This window comes from Acetobacteroides hydrogenigenes (genome assembly GCF_004340205.1).
Taxonomy (GTDB): domain Bacteria; phylum Bacteroidota; class Bacteroidia; order Bacteroidales; family ZOR0009; genus Acetobacteroides; species Acetobacteroides hydrogenigenes.
Map to the genome: position 1 here is coordinate 78,572 of NZ_SLWB01000006.1, position 12,023 is coordinate 90,594.

Consider the following 12,023-nt stretch of genomic DNA (forward strand, 5'->3'; position numbering starts at 1 on the left):
ACGACTACAGGGGTGGCATTAACGCGCTACAACGTAGCGCCCCATTAGTAACCGTGGGTGCTAAACCCGCGGACATTTGGCCGAAAGCAATCGGCCCCGAAGGGGTCGCCCCAAATGCTGCTCGTACGCATAAAAGGGTCAGCCCCGTTCGGGGCTGCTAAAGAGGGGTGGCGTTCAGCGTCCACGGATTTCATCCGCGGTTATTGAGGGTTTGCTACTTCGTAGCATTTTATCGCTTAGCTTGACGGCTATGGAGCTATAGCCTCAGCTCAACAAGCGCTACAACACACCTGTCAAATCATACAGTTTAACCAACACGAAAGCACCATCACTGCTCAATTCGGCTATTTTTGAAAACAACTTAACTACATAATCATACAGCTTACGAAAAAAGGTTAACACAACATATGAGCATGTTTGATGATTAAAAAGCAATACTATGACTTTTGGTATTTTTAACGTTGCACTATTTTCAGGTTGCCTTATATTCTTTCTGTTCGACCATCTCAAGATTAGAAAGAAGAGGTATGAGAGCGATCAAATAAGAAGGCTCACGGTTGAAAACAGCCGGATGAAAATCTTGCTGGCTCTTTTTCTTCTTATAATCTCGCTAGAGCATTTGTTTGCTAGCCTATAAAGTTACTGCCCTGTTTGGCTGAAGCTCCTGCCTCAGTCGAATCTATCCAAGCAGGCACCTGCCTGTCTTACCGATAGGTCTTCCATGTAAAATCCAGCGGAATAACTTCTAGGAGGCCGCTCATTCCAGCATAGCACCTTGCGCTAGAATACAGGTAATCCTCCGCGTTAGCAACTAAGCCATTGCGAACAGGGTTCTGATGAATGTAATTCACTTTTTGCTCGATAAACTTTTGGCTAAACACGTGCTCGGCATGCGATTCGTGCGTCCATATTTGGTAGGTCTGCTTGTTTTTAAGCTTACCGTGATAGGCAAAAACAACCTTCATCCACTCCCTTCGGCTCTCTTTATCTCCCAGAACGACTTCTAGAAACTTTTTGCTGGTGTAGTTCTTGAAATCACGCACAAAGCCGCTAAGGTCGTCCTGCTCGCTTTGCGCTAAGAGGTGTACATGGTTCGACATGATGACGTAGGCAAACAGGTTTAACCCCTTATTCGCCTGGCAGAACTTTATGCTTTCGACTACAATATCGCGGTATACTTGACGCGTAAACAGATCGACCCAACCAACAACCTGAAACGTTAGGTAGTAGGCGCTATCGTCTTTGCCTATTTTGTAGCCTGTTGACATAGGCTCGTTTTTATGCCTTAAAATTAGCCGTTTTTTGGCTCGGCTGGTTCTTTAACATCCGTTATGTAGGCAAAGCCTACAAGGATAGATTCGACTGAGGCGATAGCCTCAGCCGAACAAGGTATCGCTAAATCAGTATTGTCATGCAGGACTTGTTCCGGCATCTAAAACAGAATCCCTGTTAGGCGAAGGCACCTGCCTTCGTCAATTCTATCATTGCAGGCTATAGCCTGCAGAATAGATTCGGCTGAGGCTATCGCCTCAGTCGAACAAGGCTTTTGCAACAAAGCCGAAAAGCATAAAGGCAACAACAACTAACATTAACTATTTCATTTTATGCAACTTTAAAAATGATTTCATCTTTTTATAAGAGCTTGACATTAATAGCTGTTAACCCTTTCTTGCCCTCTACAAGATCAAAACTTACGTCGTCGTTTTCTCTTACATCATTAATTAAACCTGAAGCGTGAACAAAATATTCTTTTCCTGTGCTGGCATCTTTAATAAATCCAAAGCCTTTCGAAACATTAAAGAATTTTACCTTACCTACATGTAAAAGAACTTTATCGATTCCTGTGTTCCAAATATATGCTTTTTGGTCCCAAATACTTAAACTGCCCTGATCGCTCAACCGAAGACTTTTTCCACCCTTACTATTTGAGTTAGATGCCCAAAAAACAACGTTATTTGCTCCATATAAAACTAAATTACCATCTGCCTGGAACACTAATCTATTGGGTGTTTTACCATTTGTTTTAGTATTCCAGATTGGTTTGTTGCTTTTATCGTACACAACCAAATTACCATCGCTCTGATACGAAAGTTTGTATTGCTGATTAGCCGATACGAGTACTGTTGTATTAGGTTTCCATTCTGTAGGCTTATCTACTTTTGATGGTTGTGCTTTTGCAATAAAGCCGAAAAGCATTACGGCTACCAAAATCATCACTCCTTTTTTTAACATGAATAATAAAATAAAATAACACCCTACTCGGTATCGCCCTTTCAGTTTCGCGGTGGCTTTTAAGTTGAAAGCTGTAGCAGCCACTAACAGCTAATTTGACCCTTCTTATTAAAAAGCTATTCGCACGGATTTGTAGAATTGCCTATCGCCTGTGTGCGTTAGCAAGCATTAGCCATCGTTACCTTTAATGTTGACATGTTGTAGTATCAAGTCTGATTCTAAAACTGATGCCCTGTAGATTAAAAAGCCTTCTACCTCCGATGGATTTTCTCCATCAAGCCGCACTTTTAAGCCTAAAAGCAAAATCTAGGTAAAGCTAAGAATTATTTGACGGTTTGGGCAAAAGTTAGTAAGACAAAAAGTGGACAATAGGAAAAAGATACCAGCTTAGGCTGCCTCGTGCGCTTATTCTATACGCCGAGCTAGGGGGTATCGCTAAATCAGTATTGTCATGCAGGACTTGTTCCGGCATCTAAAACAGAATCCCTGTTAGGCGAAAGCTCCTGCCTTCGTCAATTCTATCATTGCAGGCTATAGCCTCAGCTCAACAAGGAATTTTTTCTGCAAGAACTTGTTTGTTTTTGTCGTCAAGTCCAATTTCAGAAAACATTTTTTCAATTGTCTCAATGGTATCCATAGGTGTCTTTTTTTAATGCTTTACAACGGTTGGCGGTATGGACAGTAAGGGATTGCGGGCGATGTCCTATCAAGTTACACGAAAATTGAAGCGGGCAACAAACCTTCGCATACCACTGAAACCCTTATTGGCTATACCGCGTGTTAGCTGCTGTATTTTTATAAATTAATTGTTCTTTCTATGTTTATTTGCTCTAAAAAAGTTTCATCGTGCGAAATGACAATCAATGTACCCTGATAATCATTGATGGCATTTGTTAGTATTTCTATGTTATAAATATCCAAATTATTGGTCGGTTCGTCCAAGATTATGATGTCTGGCGATTGATTGTAAATGCTTAAACAACATAACATCAAACGCATTCTTTCCCCACCACTTAAAGCATTGCAAGGCTTGTCCCAATCTTCTTTTGGGAACAAAAACCTATTTAGTCTTATTTTTATTTCGTGTTCCTGCAATGCAAAAGTATTAAATTGCTGTGACTGCTCATAAACTTTTCGGTTGTTATCTATTAACGAATAATCTTGGTCAATATAAACCGATTTGTTTTCTGCAATAAAGACTGTGCCGATTTGCGGTACAAGATATCCCAAAATCATTTTTATTAAAGTCGTTTTACCAGAACCGTTTGCTCCTTTTACAGATATTCGTTCCCCACTAACAATTTGAAAATTCAAATTTTCTCTCCATAAATAGTTTTCGGTTGTGTACCCGAAATTAATACTATTTGCAATAAAAAGATTTTTGCCTCTATGAAGTTTTGAATTGTCAAATCCAAACTTCATTTGGTTAATTTCAGAAAGGGAAGAACGCAACTTTTGTAATTCAGTTCTGACAATTCCTATTTTTTCTGTGTGAACACCCGCTATTTTAGCAGTACTTAACTCTGCACTGTTTTTCATAGCATTGGAAACTATTTTAGGAAGCCCCGCTTTACCACTACTTTTTTTTGCTCGTGTGTCCAGTTTTCTTTGACGTTCCAAAGTTTCACGTTGTTTCTCTTTGGCTTTTTTCAAGTCCTTTTCCTTGCTTTGAATATCTTGGTTAAGCGCATTTATTTCAATTTGTTTTTGTTCCTTATAAAAGTCGTAATCACCACCATAGACTTTAATTCCATTTGAGTTTAATTCGCAAACGGTATCTAAGAGGTTCAGTAATTTTCTGTCGTGGCTTACGATAACCAAAGTACTTTCTGTAGATTGAATATAATCATACAACAGTTGCCTGCCAAAAATATCCAAATGATTGCTTGGTTCGTCCAGCAAAACCAACTCATATTGATGGATAGAAATGCCTGCGAGAAAAACTTTTGTCTTCTGTCCTCCACTAAGGGTGTCCATTTTTTGAAACAAGTCTAAATTGGATAAATGCCAATAGTTCAGAGCATCTTTACAACGGTCTTCTAGTGTCCAGTCATCATTAAGCAGGTTGAAATTTTCTTCACTTATGTTTCCGTTCAAAATTTCATTTAAGGCATTTAACTTATTTTCAATCCTTAATGCCTGAGCAATGCTCAAATGGTTAAACTGTCCGCAAATTTGTGGGATATAATACGGTTCCGCATCAACATTTATTTTACCGCCTGACGGTTCTAATTCTTTAGCAATAATTTTCAACAACGTTGATTTTCCAACTCCGTTGCTACCAATCAAAGCTATTTTGTCGTGGTTGTTTATCGTTAGGTTGATGTCAGTAAACAGCAAATCTTTATTAGGGTGTGTATATGATACACTATGTAAAGTCAACATAATTTCTTTCTTTATAAAAAATGAAACACTCACAGCAAAATATTCTACTGTACTTTTTTATCTATATGTGAAAGAAATTATTTTTTCATCCCTACTGACTGTTTAGTTTTAGATTTTGCAAATATATAAAATTATGTGGCAGCTTCCTAATATTGCAGCTAACGGTTACGCATATGGCCAGTGGCGGTTTGCGGGCTGCATACCTGTCCGCCAGCACAGAAGCTGATGCGGGCTACAAAGCTTCAAATACCCACTTCCCCCGCCATTGGCTATATGCGATGTTAGCGGTAGTTTTTTATTCAATTCTTTTTAATATTTCTTTGAGTTTTAGTCCAACATTTAGTTTGTCAAACAGCTTTTCAGATATTTTCAATGAATTTTGAAAGGCTGTATTTATGTTTTTAGGGTTTAAATCAGATGTTGTAAGTATAAATTCTGAATACCAATCTTGGTCAATATCTTTTTCCAAACTTTTCGTCGGGCTTTCCCAATGTTGAGTTTTATTTGTTACTGTTCTGATGAGCCAAAGTAAGTATTTTTGAACAGTCGTCAAGCTTTGGTGGGCGTGGGCAAATTCTTCTCTTTTGATTAAATTGTTCGTTGTCAGCAAAACATTCAGTAATGATTGGCTTAGCCACAAAATATTTTCGTCTGTGGTTCTATCAGGGAATTTTACTTTGATTTGATTTAGCGTTTCCGTTAAAAGTCCGTCTTTGTCAATTAAATTCATTTGGTCAAAATCACTGAACGCAACAATTCCTTCCCACGATTTAATGATTTTTATTTCGTCTGTTTTTAAAAAATGAAATTCGCCTCTAATCATATTCTCAAAAATAGCGACTTCACTTCCGTATTCATTAATGAAATATAAAGCGACAGGATAAACTTGGTTTACCCATTCTTCAGCCGAAAAGTTTTCTTTGGTTTTTAGAAAGATGTAAAATTCGATGTCAGAATATTTGTCGCCTTCATTTTTAGTAAATGAACCGTACATAAAAACTGCGGAAACATTTTCGTCTTGTTGAGCTATTGATTTGGTTTTGTTAATCATTTGTAACTGTGTCATTGTTGTAAATTTTAAATTGTTGATAAATACAAATCATCATAACTTTTGAGAGTAATGATTTATTTCTGTTTTTATTTTTAAACAGTTACTTATAGCTTCATCGGATTGTTTTTTAGTATTTATGTCGTTTTCGTAAAATTACCGCTAACTTACTTATATATGCACCTCAATCCTCCAAAAGGTGCATATATACACCCAAATCGGTAGGTATTGTACACCTTTTCCGCAAAAGAGGTGCATCTATCCATACCGTAAACCCCAGCAACCCCGAAAGGGGCGCACACGAAGCGTTGTTCTACTACAATACTTATCCTAGGTTTACGATTTAAAAATAGATGGGCGAAATGTAGCTAAAATATCCTACGGTTGTTCGGTAAAGGTTAAAAAGTTGTAGCGTTCTATCGGCAGCTGTAGCCGTAGGATGGGCGGGTAGTACCGTTGTTTGGTTCAGCTTCATCGTTGGTCTAGCAGGTGGGCAGGGTAGTGCTTTGGGCTATATTTTTACGGCTACGGGTAGGCCTGATACTGCTACGGGCTAGCCCGTAGCTTCTTGGGGCTAGCCTGTAGCTCCTTCGGGCTAGCCCGTAGCTTCTTGGGGCTAGCCTGTAGCTCCTTCGGGCTGGCCCGTAGCTCCTTCGGGCCGACCCGTAGCTCCTTCGGGCTGGCCCGTAGCTCCTTGGGGCTGACCCGTAGCTCCTTGGGGCTGACCCGTAGACGTAAAAAAAACAGAGCGAAAAACACCCAACAACTTGATAGACAACAATTAAATTACTCCAATAAATTCGAGGTATCGTATGGCAAGGTCGGTGCTAACCGTATGCGTTTTGCGGAGAACGCTGCGACGGTGGTTGTTTACGGTGTTGGAGCTAATGCACAGCATTTCGCCAATACGGGTGCTGCTAAGGCCTTTTTTAACCAGCCGCATTACCTCTATCTCGCGCTCGGTTAGCTGGTCAGTATCGTTCGAGAGCACTACCCGTCGGGTGTTGATGCTTACAATGCAGGCGCTCTCCGAGGGTTCTTTGCTCAGCTCTTCTTTCAATTCGTTGCCCCTATCCTCCTCGCTCAGCACTTCGCTTACGGGGAGCAGCTCTAGCATCAGCAGTTGGCTCTGAGTTTCGGTTCCGTTGATGCAGATGCGGTACTTTAGCTGGGTTCGGTGGTATTTACGGTCGGTGTACCTTATGCGGCATTCGAAAGCGAACGTGTAGCTTTTAATTTCGTCGGGCTTTAGGCCGAGGGCAAACTTGTAGGCAAGCTTGCGCGCCGCTACGGTATTCTTTACATCGAGGTCGTGTATCAGCTGCTCGAAGCTGTCGAATGTCATGGAGGACGAAAGCATGGGCAACAGCTCGTGTTTGGGTGCGTGAATAAGCTCGTAGGTGCTGTTCTGGCTGCAGCAAACGGCAACCATTTGGTCGTCGGTGGTGGCGTTGTGCCGCATCGCCTCTATGTGGTTAAGGTAGTGCGGCGAGTCGGGCGCGATAAAGGTGCCGTTGTTGGAGGCAAGCTCCTTGCGGTACTGTACTAGCTCTTTCATCTATACTATATTTAGGTTTTTATGTTTTTCTATTTTGCCTACGCGTAGGGCTACCTATCGGCCTACCGTGCTCCACTGCAGCGTAGCTATACTTTCCTTTGGCAAGGCGAGTAATAGGCGCTTCGCTTGCGCTGTCGTTCTTGACCAACGTCTGCTAATTGAAACCGCTCGCTGCAAGGTTTTCTTCTTTCCCAAACCTTGCAGGATATTCCCGATGGCTGGCGTGGTGCTGTGACGCTATTGTATTCGTATGCGGACCAACAGGGCGTCGATCCTTTTCGTACTACTATATTTTTTACGGCCGAATATTAGGCAATAAATATTTCTTTAAAAATAGCGAAATATCGCTATTGGAAGCAGCCTTTTTGCCGGATAATTTAGCCGTAGATAGATGATTTTCTATCGTAAAATGTGTCTTTAATCTCTAACCTTAACATTAACCGTATGGGTAACAGTACAAGAATTCCGCGAGGAATAGATGAATATCACGACTACATGGGTGTTACATCGTCGTACCTTACTGCTGGTACACCAACCAGCAATGGTGCACGTTTAGGGTTGCTTCCCGAAGAGATAACCCAATGGGGTGAGTTTGGCTCTCAGACGGCAGCTCTTTATCTTAAGTACATCGACAAGAAGAACAGCCGTACTACAGCTATAAAGGACGAGCTGCTAAGCGTTATCAACGAAACGGTGGCCTTCGACAAGAAGTTTCACATCCTCGATCGTATTGCATCATCGCTAAACGCCACCATTTCGGATTTGGCTACGTTTAACATTAAGTCGGGCGTAACGGCAAAAGCAATTCGATCAGTACCCCAATCGCCCATCAACGAGCTGGTAACTACAACTATTACACCTGTTGGTGGTGGTTCGGTTAGCATTAAGTGCTACAGTTCTTCGGGTCAGCGTGCCGGTATTCTCGAACCTGCCGATTCCGTGCAGTACCTTTACATGGTGGGTAGTACGCCTCCCTCTTCGGCTGAAGACGATGGCCTAAAGCTGGGTATCTCAACTAAAGGGATTTTTACGCTACAAACCGGGCCCGGAAGCTCGGGAAAGAACCTGTACATCTACTTCCGCTGGTACAACAGCAAGCATCCCGACATTGCCGGTCCTTGGTGCTCGCTCCAAACCATGCTGATTCTCTAGCACGATCATCCATTATTCCTATGCGCAGCTGCTCTCGGTAGAGGGTGGCTGCTTTTTTATTCCATAGATAGAGCCGTGCGACCGTGCGGCTGTACGAGAGGTAAGCAGTAGCACCTTGTTGTGCACGTTACCCTCCGCTTAGGCGGGAGGTAGGGGTGGGTAATGTACGTTGATGGTAAAAATGCAGAGCTTTACGATAACCGTATGCTACCGAAAACCCCATTACCGTCAGGTCTACTTGTTGAAGAATAAAACTATAGAGCTAAATGGTCCTGTAACGAATAGGGTGGGTTTTAATGATGAGCTTGCCCGTTTCTCAGAGAATCTATTCAACCCCTTTGGGGTTGTTTCCACCTTCCGACCTAATTCCCCGAGTTTCACTCGGGGCTATTAAAATTAAAGCCCTTACGGGCTTCATGTCGTAGTGATAATAGCTAGATTCTATACTAATACGGACTATTATCGCATATTGGTTGCTAATCTACAATCCGAAAAGATTGAATTCGAATAGCCCCCCATGCAATGCGGAGAAACAACGTCCCGCGTAATCACAACCGCAGAGCGGTTGAATAGCGAACTGAAAGAAGGGCATCACCCACCTAAAACGTTATAGAGCCAGTTAAATTGCCGGATACCGAACAGACGGAATGGGTTGGAGAAAAGAGCCGCAAGGTTATTACGTAAACAACATGGCGAAGCTGGAGGCGTATCGCCGTCAAGCTAAGCATAAATTAAAAAGGGTAAACGCCCAATAGCAGCACGTTATCCCCTCCTGATCGCTGAGCGGAGTCGAAGCGGGAGGTTTTGAATTCAACCTTAGCTTTACGGTAAACCCTACATAGAAAAAGCAAACAGGCGGAGTGCTGGTTAGCATCCGCCGTTTTTGCTTATATCGGTACTTTAGGGCTACTCCCTTGCCACCGTTTTAAAGGTGAAGTGCTTTTGCGAAAGGTAGCTGTACACGGCAACAATAACGGTAGTTACAATCTTCGATATGGTTGGATACCAACGGAAAAACTCAACAAAGAGCTTCAGGAATACGTAGTTAAATACGATGCACATGGCAACGGTAACTCCGTAGCGAAACAGCTGCACGTGCCCACGAAGATCGGATTGCGTAAAGGTGATGTACTTGGCCAGCAGAAACCCTAACGGAAAGGTAATGCAGAACGACATGATAAAGGCTGCAATATGCGGGCTAATGGTTATAAACCACAAGTCGACCATCTGCTTGTCGAGCACAAAGTTGTAGAATACGAAGTACAGGAAAATGTCCAGCAGGGTATTCCCGCCGCCACAAACCAGGTAAACAAAGGTTTCGCGAGGCATAAATCGCGAAAAAAGAGGGTAGAAAAGGTCGATAATGTTAAGAATAATGCTTCTTGCTTTAGCTGCTGGCCCCATTCGAATTTATTTACAGTAAGTATTGGTAGAGTCGCACCTTGCAAAATAAGCAAAATGTTGGAAAAAAACCGAAAGAGGCTTTGCTATAAGGCCCTAGAAATAGCAAATATTTTGATCTATTCCGATTATATAGGCTAGAAACGCTGCAAAAGGGGTACGTAATCCTTTCGTTTATGTGGAGATTAAATGGCAATGCTATGCGTTTAGCTTCTTTGGAAACTATTCTCACCTAAGGGCTGATGAAACAGGCCTCATCGCCGCCAAGTAAGCAGTATTGCTAGAATCATATTTTGAAAGCAAAACATTGAAGTAAAGCATAAACATATAGTAGAACTGGTTAATCCCCTCCTTGGGAGGGGCAAGGGGTGGGTTAAGGACGCTAAGTGGAGTAAAAAATGTTGCTATATGCGTTTAGCGTTTTTGGAAACTGCCCTCACCTAAAGGCTGATGGAATAGGCCTCATCGCCGCTAAGTAAACAGTATTGCTAGAATCATATTTTGAAAGCAAAACATTAAAGTAAAGCATAAGCATATAGTAGAACTGGTTAATCCCCTCCTTGGGAGGGGCAAGGGGTGGGTTAAGGACGCTAAGTGGAGTAAAAAATGTTGCTATATGCGTTTAGCGTTTTTTGAAATTATCCTTACCTAAAGGCTGATGGAACAGGCCTCATCGCCGCTAAGTAAGCAGTATTGCTAGAATCATATTTTGAAAGCAAAACATTGAAGTAAAGCATAAGCATATAGTAGAACTGGTTAATCCCCTCCTTGGGAGGGGCAAGGGGTGGGTTAAGGACGCTAAGTATAGTAAAAAATGTTGCTATATGCGTTTAGCGTTTTTTGAAATTATCCTTACCTAAAGGCTGATGGAACAGGCCTCATCACCGCCAAGTAAACAGTATTGCTAGATTCACATTTTGAAAGCAAAACATTGAAGTAAAGCATAAACATATAGTAGAACTGGTTAATCCCCTCCTTGGGAGGGGCAAGGGGTGGGTTGATCTTTAAACAACAATTTTCTTACAATAGAAAGTTCTTAAACCCACCCCTACCCCTCCAACGGAGGGGATTAACTGCTATGATTAAGCATTGGGGTTCTGAGAATAATCCTTAGCTTGACGGCTATGCCCGAATGTGACTGCACTGTTTTTTTAACTTACACGGTTTCCTTTTTTCATTGGAATCCCCCCTTCGGGGCTAATTATTCTCCACCAAATGACCGTGGGTTTAGCACTAACGGTTACTCAAATGGCGCTACTTTGTAGCGCTATAACTTTTTGCTTTACGGCTATGAGGCAGCACCTTAGAAAAGATCTATACCCCTTGGCATAAAGCTATTTTTCTTCAATCGAGAAAAAATAGCTGAACATCTTTCACATCCTTTTGTTTCTCCGCTGCAAATAGGCTCCAATGGTAACAAAAGCAAGATCGCTGGAGCCACCGCAAATACACAATTTCAAACTTAAAAGAAAAGCATTATATGAAGCTACTAGACGCGTTAAGCTGGCGTTATGCAACAAAAAGGATGAACGGACAGAAGGTTCCATCCGAGAAGTTAGATACCATTCTAGAGGCCATTCGCCTGTCGGCATCATCGTTCGGCCTTCAGCCCTACAGGGTAATTGTAGTAGACGATCCGGCGCTTAAGGCAAAGATCCACGAGAGCGCCTGTCAGCAGCCGCAGATCGTCGAAGGATCGCACGTGCTGGTATTTGCATCGTGGAAGAACATCACCAACGATCATGTAGATAGCTATATGTCGCTGATATCTAAGGAGCGCAACATGCCCATAGAGCAGCTGGCCCAATTCGACGAGATGCTGAAAGGTTTCATTGCCTCGAAGCCACAGGAGCTGCTGGCTAACTGGGCTGCACGACAGGCATACATTGGACTAGGCTTCGGGCTAACCGCCGCTGCCCTAGAGCAGATTGATGCAACGCCAATGGAAGGCTTTAACCCTGCCGAAATGGACAAGGTGCTGGGGCTCGAAGAAAAGAACCTGCAAAGCGTGGCGCTGCTCACCTTAGGCTATCGCGATACGGCTAACGACTACCTGGCAAACCAGAAAAAGGTAAGGCTAAGCAAAGATGAGTTTTTCGTACACAATAGGTAATATTTCAGTTGACAGTAAAAAGGACGACGTCCGCTAGGTTTACCTAGCGGACGTTTTTATCTTATATGTGAAATAAAGCCCTGAGGAGGAATAGGCTTTACTCACTACTCACTACTCACTACTCACTACTCACT

At 42.3% G+C, this 12,023-nt stretch carries 8 protein-coding genes; 2 read left to right on the forward strand and 6 right to left on the reverse strand.

What is annotated here, in order from left to right; genetic code table 11:
* Window positions 1-704: 704 nt before the first annotated feature.
* The 5 genes from CLV25_RS07740 to CLV25_RS07760 form a co-directional block, all read right to left on the reverse strand.
* Window positions 705-1,268 (reverse strand): REP-associated tyrosine transposase, encoded by a 564-nt coding sequence (locus CLV25_RS07740; protein ID WP_131839068.1) that lies wholly within the window; start codon window positions 1,266-1,268, stop codon window positions 705-707.
* Between the two features lie 364 nt (window positions 1,269-1,632).
* Window positions 1,633-2,316, reverse strand: coding sequence for a cold shock domain-containing protein (locus tag CLV25_RS07745; protein ID WP_131839069.1), 684 nt, complete (start codon window positions 2,314-2,316; stop codon window positions 1,633-1,635).
* Window positions 2,317-3,027: 711 nt separating this feature from the next.
* On the reverse strand, window positions 3,028-4,620 hold the full coding sequence (locus tag CLV25_RS07750; RefSeq protein ID WP_394345238.1) for an ABC-F family ATP-binding cassette domain-containing protein: 1,593 nt from the start codon (window positions 4,618-4,620) through the stop codon (window positions 3,028-3,030).
* 292 nt (window positions 4,621-4,912) lie between these two features.
* A complete protein-coding gene (locus tag CLV25_RS07755) occupies window positions 4,913-5,683 on the reverse strand; it encodes an aminoglycoside 6-adenylyltransferase (protein WP_088655699.1) in 771 nt (256 codons plus the stop codon).
* A 763-nt stretch (window positions 5,684-6,446) separates the two neighbouring features.
* Window positions 6,447-7,223, reverse strand: coding sequence for a response regulator transcription factor (locus CLV25_RS07760; RefSeq protein WP_131839071.1), 777 nt, complete (start codon window positions 7,221-7,223; stop codon window positions 6,447-6,449).
* Between the two features lie 444 nt (window positions 7,224-7,667).
* Here CLV25_RS07760 and CLV25_RS07765 point away from each other — a divergent pair, with 444 nt between their 5' ends.
* On the forward strand, window positions 7,668-8,375 hold the full coding sequence (locus CLV25_RS07765) for a hypothetical protein (protein WP_131839072.1): 708 nt from the start codon (window positions 7,668-7,670) through the stop codon (window positions 8,373-8,375).
* Window positions 8,376-9,281: 906 nt separating this feature from the next.
* Here CLV25_RS07765 and CLV25_RS07770 read toward each other — a convergent pair.
* Window positions 9,282-9,779 carry a GtrA family protein gene (locus CLV25_RS07770; RefSeq protein WP_131839073.1) on the reverse strand — a complete coding sequence of 166 codons (498 nt, stop codon included), beginning with the start codon at window positions 9,777-9,779 and terminating at the stop codon, window positions 9,282-9,284.
* A 1,477-nt stretch (window positions 9,780-11,256) separates the two neighbouring features.
* Here CLV25_RS07770 and CLV25_RS07775 point away from each other — a divergent pair.
* A complete protein-coding gene (locus CLV25_RS07775) occupies window positions 11,257-11,889 on the forward strand; it encodes an NAD(P)H-dependent oxidoreductase (RefSeq protein WP_131839074.1) in 633 nt (210 codons plus the stop codon).
* Window positions 11,890-12,023: the final 134 nt, after the last annotated feature.